At 73.6% G+C, this 16,831-nt stretch carries 17 protein-coding genes and 1 pseudogene; 6 read left to right on the top strand and 12 right to left on the bottom strand.

The features are described from left to right. Positions 1-253: 253 nt before the first annotated feature. The 5 genes from ACIPXB_RS06575 to ACIPXB_RS06555 are packed head-to-tail and all read left to right on the top strand — an operon-like array spanning position 254 to position 5,726. The gene (locus ACIPXB_RS06575; protein WP_401445322.1) at positions 254-1,240 is read left to right on the top strand and encodes an alpha/beta hydrolase; all 987 of its coding nucleotides are present in this window, start codon (positions 254-256) and stop codon (positions 1,238-1,240) included. Continuing rightward, the gene (locus ACIPXB_RS06570; protein ID WP_401445320.1) at positions 1,233-2,423 is read left to right on the top strand and encodes an acyltransferase; all 1,191 of its coding nucleotides are present in this window, start codon (positions 1,233-1,235) and stop codon (positions 2,421-2,423) included. The genes ACIPXB_RS06575 and ACIPXB_RS06570 overlap by 8 nt, the downstream gene beginning before the upstream one ends. Before the next feature lie 10 nt (positions 2,424-2,433). Further along, positions 2,434-3,819 carry a sensor histidine kinase gene (locus tag ACIPXB_RS06565; RefSeq protein WP_401445317.1) on the top strand — a complete coding sequence of 462 codons (1,386 nt, stop codon included), beginning with the start codon at positions 2,434-2,436 and terminating at the stop codon, positions 3,817-3,819. A gap of 9 nt (positions 3,820-3,828) precedes the next feature. Further along, positions 3,829-4,494, top strand: coding sequence for a response regulator (locus ACIPXB_RS06560; RefSeq protein ID WP_401445314.1), 666 nt, complete (start codon positions 3,829-3,831; stop codon positions 4,492-4,494). Positions 4,495-4,520: 26 nt separating this feature from the next. Beyond that, the gene (locus ACIPXB_RS06555) at positions 4,521-5,726 is read left to right on the top strand and encodes a cytochrome P450 (RefSeq protein WP_401445311.1); all 1,206 of its coding nucleotides are present in this window, start codon (positions 4,521-4,523) and stop codon (positions 5,724-5,726) included. A 70-nt stretch (positions 5,727-5,796) separates the two neighbouring features. Here the strand turns inward: ACIPXB_RS06555 and ACIPXB_RS06550 are convergent. The 3 genes and pseudogenes from ACIPXB_RS06550 to ACIPXB_RS06540 all read right to left on the bottom strand — a co-directional run. Then, positions 5,797-5,940: pseudogene (locus ACIPXB_RS06550) on the bottom strand (ABC transporter permease); the annotation flags it as partial. Positions 5,941-6,012: 72 nt separating this feature from the next. Continuing rightward, on the bottom strand, positions 6,013-6,681 hold the full coding sequence (locus ACIPXB_RS06545; RefSeq protein WP_401445309.1) for a hypothetical protein: 669 nt from the start codon (positions 6,679-6,681) through the stop codon (positions 6,013-6,015). 156 nt (positions 6,682-6,837) lie between these two features. Continuing rightward, positions 6,838-7,677 carry a diacylglycerol kinase gene (locus ACIPXB_RS06540; protein ID WP_401445307.1) on the bottom strand — a complete coding sequence of 280 codons (840 nt, stop codon included), beginning with the start codon at positions 7,675-7,677 and terminating at the stop codon, positions 6,838-6,840. 185 nt (positions 7,678-7,862) lie between these two features. Here ACIPXB_RS06540 and ACIPXB_RS06535 point away from each other — a divergent pair, with 185 nt between their 5' ends. Then, entirely contained in the window at positions 7,863-9,146 is a 1,284-nt protein-coding gene (locus ACIPXB_RS06535; RefSeq protein ID WP_401445304.1) for an adenylosuccinate synthase, read from the top strand. Between the two features lie 97 nt (positions 9,147-9,243). Here the strand turns inward: ACIPXB_RS06535 and ACIPXB_RS06530 are convergent, their stop codons facing one another. The 9 genes from ACIPXB_RS06530 to ACIPXB_RS06490 form a co-directional block, all read right to left on the bottom strand. Beyond that, positions 9,244-9,534: a hypothetical protein gene (locus ACIPXB_RS06530; RefSeq protein ID WP_401445302.1), complete on the bottom strand. Its 291-nt coding sequence runs from the start codon at positions 9,532-9,534 to the stop codon at positions 9,244-9,246. Between the two features lie 92 nt (positions 9,535-9,626). Next, positions 9,627-10,502 (bottom strand): alpha/beta hydrolase family protein, encoded by an 876-nt coding sequence (locus tag ACIPXB_RS06525; RefSeq protein WP_401445299.1) that lies wholly within the window; start codon positions 10,500-10,502, stop codon positions 9,627-9,629. A 199-nt stretch (positions 10,503-10,701) separates the two neighbouring features. Then, positions 10,702-11,904 carry a kynureninase gene (kynU, locus tag ACIPXB_RS06520; protein WP_401445297.1) on the bottom strand — a complete coding sequence of 401 codons (1,203 nt, stop codon included), beginning with the start codon at positions 11,902-11,904 and terminating at the stop codon, positions 10,702-10,704. Next, positions 11,897-12,748 carry a tryptophan 2,3-dioxygenase gene (locus ACIPXB_RS06515; RefSeq protein ID WP_401445295.1) on the bottom strand — a complete coding sequence of 284 codons (852 nt, stop codon included), beginning with the start codon at positions 12,746-12,748 and terminating at the stop codon, positions 11,897-11,899. Before ACIPXB_RS06515 ends, kynU begins: the two co-directional genes overlap by 8 nt. A 182-nt stretch (positions 12,749-12,930) precedes the next feature. Continuing rightward, the gene (locus ACIPXB_RS06510; protein ID WP_401445293.1) at positions 12,931-13,344 is read right to left on the bottom strand and encodes a DUF3151 domain-containing protein; all 414 of its coding nucleotides are present in this window, start codon (positions 13,342-13,344) and stop codon (positions 12,931-12,933) included. A gap of 99 nt (positions 13,345-13,443) precedes the next feature. Beyond that, complete coding sequence (locus tag ACIPXB_RS06505) at positions 13,444-13,887, bottom strand: hypothetical protein (protein ID WP_401445291.1); 444 nt, start codon at positions 13,885-13,887, stop codon at positions 13,444-13,446. Between the two features lie 313 nt (positions 13,888-14,200). Further along, complete coding sequence (fbaA, locus tag ACIPXB_RS06500) at positions 14,201-15,223, bottom strand: class II fructose-bisphosphate aldolase (RefSeq protein WP_401445289.1); 1,023 nt, start codon at positions 15,221-15,223, stop codon at positions 14,201-14,203. A 193-nt stretch (positions 15,224-15,416) separates the two neighbouring features. Next, on the bottom strand, positions 15,417-15,956 hold the full coding sequence (pyrE, locus tag ACIPXB_RS06495) for an orotate phosphoribosyltransferase (protein ID WP_401445287.1): 540 nt from the start codon (positions 15,954-15,956) through the stop codon (positions 15,417-15,419). Positions 15,957-16,027: 71 nt separating this feature from the next. Next, positions 16,028-16,822, bottom strand: coding sequence for an aldose 1-epimerase (locus tag ACIPXB_RS06490; RefSeq protein ID WP_401445285.1), 795 nt, complete (start codon positions 16,820-16,822; stop codon positions 16,028-16,030). Positions 16,823-16,831 lie beyond the last annotated feature (9 nt).

Below are 16,831 nucleotides of genomic sequence, written 5' to 3'. Positions count from 1 at the left end.
GCTCCTCGCGGCGGATTGCGTCGAAGCCATCGACCGGTCCGGACGGCGTGGACGGCATGGACGGCATGGACGTCCGGACGGTCCGGACGGTCCGGACGCGCCTGGAGGTCCGACCTGTCGTCACCCTCGTCATACCTGAGAGCCAGTCGGAAAGGCGGCTCTGGAGCATGACGCCGACCACGGGACGCGATTTCTAACTTCGGAACCAGGGAGAAAGATCCTCTCCTCCCCTGGACCGGAGGGACGAACTGTCATGACCAGCAGCCGCAAGCGCCGCCGACCCGCCGGACGTCTGCGTCGCACCCTGCTGGCCTCGCTCGTCGCCGGCGCCGTCGTCCTCCCCCTGTCCGCGGCGACCGCCGTGCCCGACGCGCCGGCGCCCGCCGCCATCGGCTTCGGTGACGGGTCGGGTGCGGGCGCCGACGCGGCCGCCGTGCAGGAGCGGTACACCGCCGCGCTGGCCGGCGTGGCCGGGGCCGCCGCCATGGCCGAGGACGCCGGGCGCCCGGAGCGGGCCGCGAAGCTGCGGGAGATGACCGCGGGCGGCTCGGCGCAGTTCCTCGCCTTCGACGGACACGGGAAGGGGAGGGCCGTCGAGGTGTTCGGCCGGCTCGCGACCGCCGACCGGGTCACGGTCCTGGTCCCGGGGTCGGACACGACGCTCGACACCTATCAGAGGTTCCGTGCCGGGGCCGTCGCCCTGCAGCAGCGCCTGGAGCGGGAGCACCCGGAGTCCGCCGTCGTGGCCTGGCTCGGGTACGACGCCCCCGGCACGGTCAGTCCCACGGTCGCCACCACCGGCCGCGCCGACGAGGCCGCGCGTGAACTGGCGCCCTTTCTGGACCGGTTGCCGGCGCTGACCGCGCCCGGGGCCCGGCTGTCGTTGCTGTGCCACTCCTACGGCTCGGTGGTCTGCGCCCGGACCAGGACCGGTCCCGCCGTCACCGACATGGTCCTGTACGGCAGCCCGGGCACCGGCGCCGGCGCCGCGGCAGCCCTGCCGACCGGGGCGCGGGTGTGGGCCGGGCGCGGCAGCCGTGACTGGATAGCCCACGTGCCCCATGTGCGGTTCGCGGGGATCGGCTTCGGTACCGATCCGGTGGACCCCGCCTTCGGGGCCCGCCCGTTCGCCGCCGGTGCGGCCGGGCACAGCGACTACCTCAAGCCCGGTACGCGCTCCCTCGACAGCCTCGCCGCGATCGTTCTCGGCACCGCTGCCCCGGAGGCCTCCCATGGGTGAGTTCCGTACACGCTGGTCGGTCCTGGCCGGACGGATCGAGAGGGGCACCCCCGCCGGACGTGACCGGGCCGTCGATGCGCTGCGGGCCTTCGCCATCCTCGGCGTGGTCCTCGGGCACTGGCTGGTCACCGCGCTGACCACCGCCAAAGGGGGCCTGAGCACCACCAGCCCGCTCGTGCACCTGCCGTATCTGGCGCCGCTGTCCTGGGTGTTCCAGACCCTGGCCGTCTTCTTCCTCGTCGGTGGCCAGGTGGCCGCCCGTGGGTATGCGTCGGCGCGGGAGCGCGGGATGCCGTACCGGGAGTGGGTCGGGGGGCGGCTGGGGCGGCTGTTCCGGCCGGTGCTGGCGGTGCTGACGCTGTGGGCGGTGGCCTCGGCGGGGATGCTGGTGGGCGGGGTGCCGCCGGGCACGGTGCACACCCTGCTGAAGCTGGTGCTGTCGCCGCTGTGGTTCCTGCTGGTCTTCGCGGTGCTGACCGCCGCGACGCCGCTGGTGGCCCGGCTGCACCCGCTGTGGCCGCTGGCCGTGGTGGCGGCGGTCGATGCCGGCCGATTCGTGGGCGGTGCCCCCGAGAGGCTGGGCTGGATCAACGTGGCGGCCGGCTGGCTGGTCCCCTTCACCCTGGGGGCGGCCTGGTCCCGCGGCGCCGCGTTCACCCGGCGCGGGCCGGCCGTGGCGCTGCTGGCCGGCGGCGCCGTCACCACGGCCGCGCTGATCGTGTGGGGCGGCTACCCGGCGTCCATGGTCGGCGTACCGGGAGCGGCGGTGTCGAATCTGAACCCGCCGACCCTGGCGGCGGTGGCCTTCGGGCTGGCCCAGTGCGGGCTGGCGCTGCTGGTGTGCGGGCCGCTGGCCCGCGTGATGCGCCGGCCGCGTGCCTGGGCGGCGGTGGCACTGGTGAACCTCTCCGCGATGACCGTGTTCCTGTGGCACCAGACCGCGATGATGGCCGTCACCGCCATGGGTCTGCTGGCCGACGGGGACCTGCCGGGCCTGCACACCGTGCCCGGCGACTGGACGTGGATAGCGGCCCGCCTGCTGTGGCTGCCGGTGTTCGCGGGCGGGCTGCTGGTCTGCTGGGGCGCGTTCCGGATCCACGAGGAGGCGCGGCGGACGCCGGGTCGCGGTGCCCTGGCCTCCCGGGCCCGGGTGGCGGCCGAGCCGGAGATCGCCCGTGCCTAGGCTGATCGGCGTGAAACAGCCGAACGAGCCGAACGAGTCGAACCAGTTCCGCAGCCACGCTCTCGCCCCGGTTCTGGCGCACGCCCGCAGGGCGGCGGGGACCCTGGCGCGGGACCTGCTGACCACGCAGCGCGACCCGTTGCCGAGGATGCGCAAGCCGCGCTGGCTGGCCCGCCTGCCGCACGTGTTCGTCGGCTACTGGGCCTACTTCTTCGGTTTCCTCGTCTCCATGCAGCTGGGCGGCACGTACCGGGTCCACGGCTTCGTCCCCGGGACCATGCTCGGGGTGCTGGCCGGGCTGTCGATCCTGGTGGCGATGTTCCGGCCGATGCCCGGCTTCTGGCTGGGGCTCGGTGCGGCGACCTGGGCCGCCTTCGAGATGAGGGACGGCCTCGAGGACGTCCACGGGGTCGAGCCGTTCGCCGTCGGTGGCCAGAGCTGGCCGTGGACGCCCGCCGGGCTGCCCGCGTTCGCGGTGGTGATCCTGCTGGTCGCCCTGCGGGTGCCGCCCCGGGTCACCGCCGAAGCGGTCGGCGTGGCGCTGGCGTTCACGGCGCTGGCGGAGCTGGTCTTCGCCCCCGTGGTCCCGGTGGGCGGAACCACCTCCACGTTCCTGGACGCGGTGCTCCTCCTCGGCATCGCCGGCATCCTCGGCTACGCGCTGCGCGCGGTGCGGCTCGCCCGCGGCAAGCTGGAGGAACAGGAGACCCTCACCGAGGCCGAGCGGGCCCAGCGCACGCTGCTGGAGGAGCGCAGCCGGATCGCGCGCGAGCTGCACGACGTCGTCGCCCACCACATGTCGGTGATCTCGATCCAGGCGCAGGTCGCCCCGCACCTGGTGGACAACCCGTCGCAGGAGCTGAAGGAGAACCTGGCGGGCATACGGCAGAACGCGCTGGAGGCCCTCACCGAGCTGCGCCGGGTGCTGGGCGTCCTGCGCTCGGAGCATCCGGACGACCCGGCCAATCCCCACCATCCGCAGCCCACGCTGGCCGATCTCGACGCGCTCGTGGACAACGTGCGGGGAGCCGGGCTGGAGGTGACCACCGAGATCGCCGGTGTCCGTCGGCCGCTGACCCCGGGCACGGAGCTGACCGCGTACCGGATCGTGCAGGAAGCGCTGAGCAACTGCCTGCGCCACGCGCCCGGTTCCCGGGTCGAGGTGGGCGTCGCCTACGGGCCGCACGAGCTGCACCTGTGCATCGCCAACAGCAGGCCGACCCGGTCCGCCCCGCCCTCGCAGGGCGCCGGGCACGGGCTGCTCGGCATGCGCGAACGGGCGGGCATGCTGGGGGGCGAACTCGCCGCGGGGCCCCGCCCCGGCGGCGGGTACGAGGTGTCCGCCGTGCTCCCCATGGATCCCCCGGCCGCCACCGACGAGACGACGAAGGACTGAAACAGCCTCATGACCACGCCGATCCGGGTGATGATCGCCGACGACCAGATGATGGTCCGGCAGGGCTTCACCGTACTGCTCAACGCCCAGCCCGACATCGAGGTGGTCGGGCAGGCCGTGGACGGCGCCGACGCCGTCGAGAAGGCCGCCGAACTCACCCCCGACGTGGTCCTCATGGACATCCGCATGCCGGGCATGGGCGGTATCGAGGCCACCGCCGCCGTCACCGGCGCGCCCGGGGCCACGGTGAAGGTGCTGGTGCTGACCACCTTCGACCTCGACGAGTACGTGTACGAGGCGCTGCGCGCCGGGGCCTCCGGCTTCCTCCTCAAGGACGCCTCCGCCGACCAGCTCGCCGAGGCGGTCCGGGTGATCGCCGCCGGCGAGGCGCTGCTGTCGCCGAACATCACCAAGCGGCTGATCACCGAGTTCTCCCGGCTGGGCGCGCCCAGGGCGCCCTCCAGGGACCGGATCGGGGAGCTGACGGAGCGGGAGACGGAGGTGCTGGTCCTGATCGCCCAGGGGCTGTCCAACTCCGAGATCGCCGACCGGCTGGTCGTCGCGGAGTCCACCATCAAGACCCATGTGAGCCGGATCCTGGTGAAGCTGGGCCTGCGCGACCGCACGCAGGCGGCGGTGTACGCGTACGAGACCCGGCTGGTCATCCCCGGCTAGTGCGGTCGCGGCACTAGGGTCCGGGGATGGACTTCGATCCGTGGAATCCCGCATTCGTCGCCGATCCCTATCCCGCCTACGAGGCGCTGCGCGCACGGGGACGGGTCATCCGGTACGAGCCCACCGGGCAGTGGCTGGTCCCGCACCACGCGGATGTCAGCGCGCTGCTCAGGGACCGCCGACTGGGGCGGACGTACCTGCACCGCTTCAGCCACGAGGAGTTCGGCCGGACCCCTCCCCCGGCCGAGCACGAGCCGTTCCACACCCTCAACGACCAGGGCATGCTCGATCTGGAGGACCCCGCCCACGCCCGGGTGCGGCGGCTGGTCGCCAAGGCCTTCACGCCGCGGACGGTCGAGCGGCTGGCTCCGGCCGTCACCCGGATGGCCCAGGAGCTGGTGGCCGGCTTCGTCGCCGACGGCGGCGGCGACCTGCTCACCGCGATCGCCGAGCCGCTGCCCGTGGCCGTCATCGCCGAGCTGCTGGGCATTCCGGGTCCGGACCGGCCCCTGCTGCGGCCGTGGTCGGCGGACATCTGCGGGATGTTCGAACTCAACCCGGGCGAGGAGGTCGCCCGCCGGGCGGTCCGCGCGTCGGTCGAGTTCAGCGCGTACCTGCGCGGTCTGATCGCCGAGCGCCGCAAGGATCCCGGCACGGACCTGATCTCCGCGCTGATCGCGGCCCACGACTCCGAGGACGGCAGGCTCAGCGAACAGGAGATGATCTCCACCTGTGTGCTGCTGCTCAACGCGGGCCACGAGGCGACCGTCAACACCACCACCAACGGCTGGTGGACCCTCCTGCGTCATCCGGACGAGCTCGCCGCCCTCCGCGCCGATCCCACGATGTTGTCCACAGCTGTGGATGAACTGATGCGCTACGACACCCCGCTCCAGATGTTCGAGCGCTGGGTCCTCGACGACATCGAGGTCGGCGGGACCGTCGTCCCCCGCGGCAGCGAGGTCGCCCTGCTCTTCGGCTCCGCCAACCGCGACCCCGCCAGCTTCGAGCGCCCCGACACCCTGGACCTGCGGCGGACGGACAACCCGCACCTGAGCTTCGGTGCCGGGATCCACTACTGCCTGGGCGCTCCGCTCGCCCGCGTCGAGCTCGCCGCGTCCTTCGGCGCGCTGCTCGCGGACAGCACTCCGCCACTGCGGCTCGTGCGCGAGCCGCAGTGGCGGGAGGGCTACGTGATCCGGGGCCTGCGCGAACTCGTCGTCGCGTTCTAGAGGGCCAGGTCCCGGCGGCGCAGGGCCGTCAGGCCGGCCCCGGCGAAGGCCACGGCCGGCGCGGTCAGCACCAGCGTTCGGTGGCGAAGAGCCGTACGTTCTCGGCCCAGCCGAGCGGCGAGAGCCAGGTCAGGACCGACTCCCCGCCCGGCGTCCCCGCGTCGCCCGCCGCCTTGAGGACGAAGGCGGCGCCCAGGACGGCGGACGTGATGCCTTGGCGGCGCGAGCGTTCTTGGCGCACGCACCGCACGACGCTGGACCTGCCGGGGTCCTGACGGGGCCGGGGCTACGCGCGCGGGCCGGGCCTACGCGCGGGGGCCGGACGCGGGCGTCCCGCCGGGCGGGCCAGGCCCAGCCGCCCGGTCTCCGGGACCCACAGGAGGACCGCGCCGTCGGGATCCCCGCAGAGCCACACGACCGGCCCGCACGCGGGCACCGCTCCGGGCCCGCCCCCGGTCTCGGGCGCCGGTGACGGCCCCGGCCGACGCCACGGCTGGAAGGGGCGCAGGACGCGGTGGGACAGCGGACCCAGGGTGAAGGCGTGCGGCTCACCGGCGCCGGGCTCCGCCGGGACGGCCGGGAGCGGGTGCGGGGGCGGGAGCGGGTGCGGTGGCGGGTCGTGCGGGCGCGCACCACGGGCCCCGGGGCCCGTCAGCAGGGCCACCGGTGGGCGCAGCCGGCCGCCGGTCACCGTCAGGACGTACGGCGTCCAGCGCGCCCCCGGCCGCAGGCGGCGCTCCGCGCCGCGCAGGACGTACAGCTCCCGCAGGCCCAGCCCGCTCGGCGCGCACAGCACCGCCAGGTGCAGGGCCGCCGCCGGCCCCCACGGCACCGCGACCAGCTGCGCCAGCACCGCGGGCAGGAAGAACAGCGGCAGGAGGCACAGCAGGACGCCGTCCCGCCGCCAGTCGGCCACCGCGTCCCGCAGCGCCGCACCGTCCGGCCCGTCCGTCACCCCTTGTCCGCCCGTCCCGCCCCTCGCCTCCACCCGCACCTCGCTTCCCCGCGCCCCGCGACCTCCCGCGCCCTCGCAGCGACCGCGACTCGCGGCCTCCCGCCCCCGCCCCTCGCGGCCGCCCCCAGCCCGCCCCCGCAGCCCGCCGGCCGCTCGTTACCGCGGGACCGTCAGTTCCCACGCCGCCGGCCGCAGGGTCCAGGTGCGGCGGCGGACCGGGCCCGTCACCGTGTGGTCGGCCCGGTAGCGGAAGTCCGGCCCCGACACCGTCACCGACCGTGCCCGCGCCACCCGCGGCCCGGCACCGCCGCCCGCCCGGACGCTCACCTCGGCCAGCCCGTCCCGCACCACCACCGACACCTCGTGCACCGGCTGGTCCACGTCCGCCAGCAGCACCCCGTCCGCCTCCACCCGCAGCCGGTGCGCCGCCCCCGGCGCGCCCGGGCCCCCGCCGCCCACCGGCGGCCGGACCAGCGTCCGTACCAGCGACCGGCACGCGCTCCACACCGACGGCGCCGCCGGCCCGGACACCGCGCGCCGCGCCGCCGCCGGGGACGACGGGATCCGCAGGCCCCCCAGCACCACCCCGTCGCTGTCGTCGACCAGCAGGTCGTACGTCCGCACCGCCCCCTCCAGGACCGCCCGCGCCGCCGCCACCGCCCCCGCCGGAACCCCCAGCGAGCGCGCCACCACCAGCGACCCGGCCGGCCCCACCGGGATCAGCGCCACCGCCGACGACCCCAGCTCCCGCGAGCGGTGCAGCAGGGCCACGGTCCGTGCCAGCGCCCGGTCGTCGCCCACCACCACCGGCTGGCGACTGCCCCGGCGGGCGAGCGCCCGCGCGTACTCCTCAGGGGTCTGCGGGAGGCAGATCTTGGCCGCCGCCCCCGCGCTCAGCACGTCCTTCGCGATCCGTACGGACTCGCCGTCCAGGCGGCGGGCGACCGGGTCGACGAGCACGAGCAGGCCGCCCACCGGCGCGCCCGCGTGACTCATGGTGGGCTCTGGAGCCGACACCTCGGTCCTTCCTCGGGTAGCATCTTTGTGCAAGAGCCCCTTGCGCTATTGCGCCAGGGGCTTCGTCTATTCCGGGGCAACCGGTCCGACGGCTCAGCCTGCGGTGTACATCGTCGTACGCCCCCTGACCTTGGACATGCCCCATCCGGAAGAGGTGTACGCCTGTGCCCGCTCTTGTGCTGCTCGGAGCCCAGTGGGGTGACGAGGGCAAGGGAAAGGCCACCGACCTCCTCGGTGGCTCCGTCGACTACGTGGTCCGCTACCAGGGCGGCAACAACGCCGGCCACACGGTCGTCGTAGGCGACCAGAAGTACGCCCTTCACCTGCTCCCTTCCGGCATCCTCTCGCCCAGCTGCACGCCGGTCATCGGCAACGGTGTCGTCGTCGACCCGTCCGTGCTGCTGTCCGAGCTCCGTGGCCTGAACGAGCGCGGGATCGACACCTCCAAGCTCCTGATCAGCGGCAACGCCCACCTGATCACGCCGTACAACGTCACCCTCGACAAGGTGGGCGAGCGCTTCCTCGGCAAGCGCAAGATCGGCACCACCGGCCGCGGCATCGGCCCGACGTACGCGGACAAGATCAACCGCGTCGGCATCCGCGTCCAGGACCTCTACGACGAGTCGATCCTCACCCAGAAGGTCGAGGCGGCGCTGGAGAACAAGAACCAGCTGCTCGCCAAGCTCTACAACCGCCGCGCCATCGAGGCCGGGGCGATCGTGGAGGAGATGCTCCAGTACGCGGACCAGATCAAGCCGTACGTCGCCGACACCACGCTGATCCTGAACGACGCGCTGGACGAGGACAAGGTCGTCCTCTTCGAGGGCGGCCAGGGCACGCTCCTCGACGTCGACCACGGCACGTACCCCTTCGTCACCTCCTCGAACCCGACGGCCGGCGGCGCCTGCACCGGCACCGGCGTGGGCCCGACGAAGATCACCCGGGTCATCGGCATCCTGAAGGCGTACACCACGCGCGTCGGCGCCGGTCCGTTCCCGACCGAGCTGTTCGACCAGGACGGCGAGGACCTGCGCCGCATCGGTGGCGAGCGCGGTGTCACCACCGGCCGCGACCGCCGCTGCGGCTGGTTCGACGCGGTCATCGCCCGCTACGCCACCCGCGTGAACGGCCTGACCGACTTCTTCCTCACCAAGCTCGACGTCCTCACCGGCTGGGAGCAGATCCCGGTCTGCGTCGCGTACGAGATCGACGGCAAGCGCGTCGAGGAACTGCCGTACTCGCAGTCCGACTTCCACCACGCCAAGCCGGTCTACGAGTACCTGCCCGGCTGGTCGGAGGACATCACCAAGGCGCAGACCTTCGCCGACCTGCCGAAGAACGCCCAGGCGTACGTGAAGGCGCTGGAGGAGATGTCCGGCGCCCCGATCTCGGCGATCGGTGTCGGCCCGGGCCGCACCGAGACGATCCAGATCAACTCGTTCCTGTAGGAACCGCGTGCCCTCGAGGGGGACGGCCGGCACACCCCGTCGGCCGTCCCCCTCCGCCGTTCCCTCCGGCGTTCCCTCCGGTCAACGCCACCTGCGCCTACGCCGGGTCCGGCGGGGCGCTGTCGTACAGCTCCTCCGCCACCATGAAGCGGAAGTGGAAGACGGCGGACCACTTGCTCTCCAGCACCAGCAGGAAGCCGTCGCGGTCGCGGTACAGCCTGCGGCGTACGACCCGACCCGGGCGTTCGGGGTCGAAGCACTCCGCCCGGCGGCGAAGCTCCGCCAGCGCCTCCTCCCGGGTGCCGTCGACATGCCCCACCACCCGCGCCTGCCACATCCGCCGCTCGTAGCCGACGTTCTGCTCGACGATCAGTCCCCACCTGGCCAACGCCACCACCCCCGGGGGACATTGTCTCGAACCAGCCGCTTTTCGTCCCGGGGCGCGGCACACCGCTCGCGCGCGCCCGTCGCGGCGCCGCACTACCAGGCGAGCTGGGCGATCTCCTCGCAGACCACCGCGCAGGCGTCCGCCGCCGGGTCGATCAGCGGGAAGTGACCGACCCCGTCCAGCAGCGTCAGCCCGACCATCTCGCCGGCCTTCGCGGCCGCAGCCACGTACGACTCGGCGACCGGTGCCGGGACGACGATGTCCTCCCGGCCGTGGACGATGGCCGTGGCGATGCCCGTCGGCAGCAGGGCGGCCGGGTCCGCGTACGGCAGCCGCTCCGTGAACGCGGCCGCGCCGCCCAGCAGCTGGGCGCTGGCGCCGCCGCAGACGCCGAGTTCCTCCGCCACCACGAAGTCCGCGATGGGGGCCAGCGCCACCACCCCGCGCAGCGGCGGCGGGGAGGGCAGCCGCCAGGGCGAACCGGCCGGCAGGACGTGCCGGGCCGCGGCCCACAGCGCGAGGTGGCCGCCGGCCGAGTGGCCGGTGACGACCGTCCGGCGTACGTCGGCCTGCGGCAGCGCGCCCGCCACCAGCGCCGGGAGCGCGTCCATCGCGGCGGCGACGTCGTCGAAGGTCTCGGGCCAGCGCCCGGCCACGGGGCCGTCCGCGCCCTGGTGCGGCACGGACCGGCCGCGCCGGTACTCGATGTTGGCCACCGCGAAACCGCGCCGGGCCAGGAAGTCCGCGAGGGGGGTGATGTGCTGCCGGTCGTACGGGGCGCGCCAGGCACCGCCGTGCAGGACGGCCACCAGCGGGGCGGGCACGCTGCGTTCGCCCCGGGGGGCGTAGAAGTCGATGACCTGGTCGGGGTGTTCGCCGTACGCGGCGGTGGCGTCCGGGGCGACCGGGGGGTGAGCGAAGGCCGAGGCGGCCTCGGCGGCGTCCCGTTCGACTGCGGGGTCCGTCATCGGCTCAACCTCTCGGTAACGCGTGGGACAAGGGGGACACATGTTCCGGGCAGAGCGGGACGGTATCAGGCCGGAACCGAACGTCTCGCGCCAGCCCGGGGCCCGGACGGGCGTGCACGGGGCCGATACGGGGGCGGACCGGACCGAAATCCCGCCCGCCCCCGGCACGTCACGTCCCAGGTGACGCTTCAGCGGCGCGTCACCCGAAAATGTGACCCAGTGTCCGCGCCGCCCGCTCCGCGTCGGCGAAGCCGACGTACAGCGGGGTGAAACCGAAACGCAGCACGTCGGGGGCCCGGAAGTCCCCGATCACGCCCCGCGCGATCAGCTCGCGCATGACCTCGGCGGCGTTGTCGGTGCGCAGCGAGACCTGGCTGCCGCGCTCGGCGTGGGCCAGTGGAGTGACGCACTCGACCCGGCCGGCCGGGACGTACGCCTCGACGCACTCCAGGAAGAAGTCCGTCAGGGCGAGCGACTTCGCCCGTACGGCCTCCACCTCGACCCCGTCCCACGCGTCGAGCGCCGCCTCCAGGGCGAGCATCGACAGGATGTCCGGAGTGCCGACCCGGCCGCGGACCGCTCCCTCGCCCGCCGTGTACACCGGGCTCATGGCGAACGGGTCCGCGTGCGAGTTCCAGCCGGGCAGCGGGGAGTCGAAGCGGGCCTGGTGCCGCTCGGCGACGTAGAGGTACGCGGGCGAGCCCGGCCCGCCGTTGAGGTACTTGTACGTGCAGCCCACCGCGAGGTCGACGCCGTGCTCGTCCAGGCCCACCGGGAGGGCGCCCGCGCTGTGGCACAGGTCCCAGACGGCGAGCGCGCCCGCCGACCGGACCGCCGCGGTGAGCCCGGCCAGGTCGTGCAGCCGGCCGGTGCGGTAGTCGACGTGGTTGAGCAGGACCGCGGCGGTGCGCGGGCCCAGGGCGGCCGGGACCGCCGAGGGCTCCACCGGGACCACGGTCAGGCCGGTCATCCGCGCCGCGGACGCGGCGATGTAGCCGTCGGTGGGGAAGGTGGTGGCGTCCACGAGCAGCTCGGTGCGGCCCTCGCCCGCCAGGCGGGCGGCGCCGACCAGCGCCTTGAAGAGGTTCACGCTGGTGGAGTCGCCCACGACGATCCGGCCGGGCGCGGCGCCGACCAGCGGGGCGATCCGGTCGCCGATCCGCTCGGGCGCCCTCCACCAGCCGCTCTCGTCCCAGGACCGGATGAGCAGCTCGCCCCACTGGCGGCCGACGACGTCCGCGACCGCGCCGGGTACGGCGGCCGGCAGGGCGCCGAGCGAGTTGCCGTCGAGGTAGACGATGCCGTCGGGGAGCCGGAAACGCTCGCGGAGTTTGCCGAGGTCGTCGGCGGCGTCCGCCTCGGCCGCGCGGGTGCCGAGCGGGGTCGGCGTCGGCTCAGACATGGCTGCGCGCCGTCCACAGCTCGGGGAAGACGTTCTTCTGGGCGCGCTTCTCCAGCCAGGTGACCCCGGCGGAGCCGCCCGTACCGGTCTTCGCGCCCATCGCGCGGCGGGTGGCGACCAGGTGGTCGTTGCGCCAGCGCCAGACGAGCTCGGCGACGTCGGTGAGGACCTCGCCGAGGCGGTGCAGGTCGTGCTCGGCGTCCGGGTCCGCGTACAGGGCGGTCCAGACGGCCTCGACGTCGGGCGAGGGCTCGTAGCGCCGGGAGAGGTCGCGTTCCAGGACCTCCGGCGGGACGGGCAGGCCGCGGCGGGCGAGCAGGCGCAGGACCTCGTCGTAGAGGCTGGGCTCCTGGAGGGCCTTCTCCAGCTCCGCGTGGACGCGCGGGGCGCCGCGGTGCGGGACGAGCATGGAGGCCGACTTCTCGCCGAGGAGGAACTCCATCCGGCGGTACATCGCCGACTGGAAGCCCGAGCCCTCGCCGAGGGCGGCGCGGTAGGAGTTGAACTGCCCCGGAGTGAGCTGGGCGAGCGGGCGCCAGGAGGCGTTGAGGGCCTCCAGTTCGCGCAGGGATCGCTTCAGCGCGTCCATCGCGACCGGCACGCGGTCCTCGCGCAGAGCCTTCGCGGCGGTCTCCCACTCGTGGACTATGACGGTGAACCACAGCTCCATGACCTGGGTGGTGACCAGGAAGACCATCTCGCCCGGATCGTCCGAACGGGGGTGCTGGAGGTGGGTGAGGACGTCCGCCTGGACGTAGTCCTCGTACGGGGTGGTGCCGTCGAAGTCGAGGTTCGGGGTGTCCGAACCGCCGGCTCCGGAGGCATCAAGGGAAGGCGTCGACATTGCTGTCTCCTCGACACGTGATTCCGGGTAGCGGTCCGCTCCTTCCTGCTAGGAAAAGTGGAGCCCCGGTCCCCTGCCCGCATCATAAGCCGGTCCGGCGCGCCGCCCCCAGAGAAGAGTGACGGGCATCACATCGGGGCGGCGGCCGGTCGGCCCGGGCCGCGAACGGGCCCGGGCGGAGGTCAGCCGAGGGTGTCGGCGGCCGTCTGCGAGGAGTCGCGCAGGAAGGTCGAGCAGCGCTCGTACTCGTCCTTCTCGCCGATGGCCTGCGCGGCCCGGGCGAGGGCGTGCAGCGCCCGCAGGAAGCCGCGGTTCGGCTCGTGCTCCCACGGGACCGGGCCGTGGCCCTTCCAGCCGGCGCGGCGCAGGGCGTCCAGACCGCGGTGGTAGCCGGTGCGGGCGTACGCGTACGACTCGACCGTGCGGCCGGCCTCGAAGGCGTCGTCCGCCAGCCGCGCCCAGGCGAGGGAGGAGGTGGGGTGCTGCGCGGCCACCTCGGCCGGTTCGGTGCCGGCGGCGAGCGCCTCGCGCGGCTCCGGGTCGTCGGGGAGGTGGGTCGGGGCGGGTCCCCCGAGCAGGTTCTCGTGAATGGCCATGGTCACCAGTCTGCTGCACCGGACCCCGCCCGCGGCGCCGGGCCGTCCGGTCCGCCCGCCCCGACCGGCCGGACAGGCGTGAACCTTCCGGTCACGGCGCTAGCCGGCGGTGCGGGCCGCGCGGACCAGGCGGGCGGCCAGGAAGCGTACGGAGTCCAGCGAGGCCTGCGCGACGGACAGCGGCGCGTGCGGGGAGGGCGGCGGCGGAACGTGCGTACCGAGCCAGTCCATGCCCAGCCCCTGCGCGAAGGCGCACAGTTCCCGCAGCCGGTCGTACGGGTCGGCCCGCGGGTCCGTGAACCCGGCGGCGGGCCGGCCCCGCCAGTCCGCGCGCCCGGCCGCGCCGGGCAGTTCGGCGCCGAACAGGATCCCGCCCGCCGCCCGCAGCAGCGCCCACTGCGGCTCGCCCAGGCCCTGCGACCCGACGAGCACACAGCGCGCGCCGACTTCCGCCGCGCCGTCACGGGCGGCATAGGCCTGCGGCGAGGCCCAGCCCTGACGGCCGTCGTGGACGACCGCTATGAGGGGTGTCGTGCCGGCCATCGCTCAGGTCCAGCCCGTGTCACCCGACCCGCCGGTCGTCGGCTCGCGGTATGGCTGCGGTCCCCCCACCGTGCTCTCCCCCGTACGAAAAATCAGTACCTGTAAGTGTTTTTCCTGGAACGTATTCATGATCACGAAGAACGTAGCGCCCGCACCGCCCGGGCCAAAACCGAACCCCCCGCCGGCGGCGGGGGGTTCGGTCGGGTCCACGCGGACGAGGGGCCCTGCCCGCCGTCCCGGGACGGCGGGCAGGGCCCCTCGCGTGGTGCTGAGCGGCAGCGTCGTGACGCTGCCGCGCTGCCGCGCTGCCGCGCTACTTCAGCTTGGTGCCGGTGGAGCGCAGGTTCGCGCAGGCCTCGGTGACGCGCTGGGCCATGCTCGCCTCGGCCAGCTTGCCCCAGGTGCGCGGGTCGTAGGTGGACTTCTTGCCGACCTCGCCGTCGACCTTCAGGACACCGTCGTAGTTGCGGAACATGTGGTCCGCGACCGGGCGGGTGAAGGCGTACTGGGTGTCGGTGTCGAGGTTCATCTTCACGACGCCGTTCTCCAGCGCGGTGGCGATCTCCTGCTCGGAGGAGCCGGAGCCGCCATGGAAGACGAAGTCGAACGGGGAGGACTTGCCGTACTTCTCGCCGACACCCTGCTGCAGGTCCTTCAGCAGCTCGGGGCGCAGGACGACGTTGCCCGGCTTGTAGACGCCGTGCACGTTGCCGAAGGAGGCGGCCAGCAGGTAGCGGCCCTTCTCGCCCAGGCCCAGGGCCTCGGCGGTACGGATCGCGTCGTCGACGGTGGTGTACAGCTCGTCGTTGATCTCGTGGCTGACGCCGTCCTCCTCGCCGCCGGTCGGGGTGATCTCGACCTCAAGGATGATCTTCGCCGCGACGGCCTTGGCGAGCAGCTCCTGGCCGATGGCCAGGTTGTCGGCCAGGGTCTCGGCGGAGCCGTCCCACATGTGCGACTGGAAGAGCGGGTTCAGACCCTTGGCGACGCGCTCGGCGGAGATGTCGAGCAGCGGGCGGACGTAGCCGTCCAGCTTGTCCTTGGGGCAGTGGTCGGTGTGCAGGGCGACCGTGATGTCGTACTTGGCGGCCACGACGTGCGCGAACTCCGCCAGCGCGACCGCGCCGGTGACCATGTCCTTCTTGTGCTGGCCGCCCAGGAACTCGGCGCCGCCGGTCGAGATCTGGATGATGCCGTCGCTCTCGGCCTCCGCGAAGCCGCGCAGCGCAGCGTGCAGGGTCTGGCTCGAGGTCACGTTGATGGCCGGGTAGGCGAACTTGCCTGCCTTCGCCCGGTCCAGCATCTCGTTGTAGACCTCGGGGGTTGCGATGGGCATCTGTCCGCTCCTTGGGTATGCGGGTGGTGTGCTGAGTTGCTGTCCCTGACCTGGGGGCGACGTCACCGTCGCGCCCATCTTTCCAGACTCTCGGAGACACTCCAGACCGCGTCCGGGCGGCCGTGCCCCGCGATGGTCCGGGTGTTTCACGTGAAACACCCGGACCCGCCGGAAAGGCGCAGGTCAGGCCTGATCAGGCGAGATCGAGGTCCTCGAGGCGGTACCCGGTGAGGTACTGCAGACCCGCCTGCGCGATGGCGTCGGCGGCGCCGCGGTCCACGATCGTGGCCACCGCGACGACCTCACCGCCGGCCTCGCGGACCGCCTCGACGGCGGTCAGCGGGGAGCCGCCGGTGGTCGAGGTGTCCTCGACGACCAGGCAGCGGCGGCCCTTGACGTCGGTGCCCTCGATCCGGCGCTGCATGCCGTGGGCCTTCTGCGCCTTGCGCACGACGAAGGCGTCCAGCCGCTGCCCGCGCGCGGCGGAGGCGTGCAGCATCGAGGTCGCGACCGGGTCGGCGCCCAGGGTCAGGCCGCCGACGCAGTCGTAGTCGAGGTCGGCGGTGAGGTCGAGCATGACCTGCCCGACCAGGGGGGCCGCCTCGCCGTCCAGCGTGATCCGGCGGAGGTCGATGTAGTAGTCGGCCTCCCGGCCGGAGGAGAGGATCACCTTGCCGTGCACGACGGCCTTGTCCTTGATCTGCTGGAGCAGCTCACCACGTACGTCACTCATGAACCCACAGCTTAGGGGGTGCCCGGCGGACACCCCCTCGGCCGTGGAACCCACGGCTCCGCGCGCCGTCCCTAGCCCCTGTCGTCAAGCCGTCGCCAGGTCCACGTGGCTGTGACCTCCAGGGGGTCGACGGGGGTGACCAGGCGGGGGGCGGTGTTGAAACCGTTCGGCGGGCCGGACTGGGGCTCGACGCAGACGGCCTCGGGCTGTTCGTCGTAGACGACCACCCATTCCGCCCGGCTGGTGATCTTCAGCTCCAGGGCGCCGGGCCAGGTCAGGGTGACGTCCACGCCGTAGGGCATGCCGAAGCAGTCGTCCCACGGGCCGGGGCGCGGCTCGATCCGGCGGCCGGTGGGCAGGTGGTCCTCGCCCCGCTCCTCCTGCCACTCGGGCCGAAAGTCCAGCACCACGTCCTCGCCGTACCCGAGGTTGCGCAGGAACCAGGGGTGCCAGCCGGCCTGCGCCGGGAAGCTGTCCCCGTACGTCTCGACGCCCAGCGCGAGCGTCAGGGAGTCCTCGGTGAGCGCGAAGGTCTGGGTGACGCGGCCCGGGTGGGGCCACGGCTCGACGAGGTCGTACGTGAAGGCCGCCTCGGTCTTGTCGGCGGTGGCGGTGCGCCAGGCGGCGTCGCGGCCGAGGCCGTGGAGGGCGTGCGGAGGGTGGTTGAGCAGCATCTGCCGGGTGACGCTGCCGTCCTGGAACCGCCCGTCCGCGAGCCGCCCGCACCACGGCACCATCGGGAACGAGCCGAAGTGCGAACCCTGGCGCAGCAGCTCGGTGCCGTCGATACGGAGGCTGCTGATACGGCAGCCGTTGTCCTGGTCGACGGTCACCTCGGCGCCGCCGGCACTCAGTTGCGTACTCATGGCCCCGAC

It is taken from the genome of Streptomyces sp. NPDC090022 (assembly GCF_044748145.1).
In the GTDB taxonomy this organism is placed as follows: Bacteria; Actinomycetota; Actinomycetes; order Streptomycetales; family Streptomycetaceae; genus Streptomyces.
This window is presented reverse-complemented; position numbering and strand designations above follow the sequence as displayed.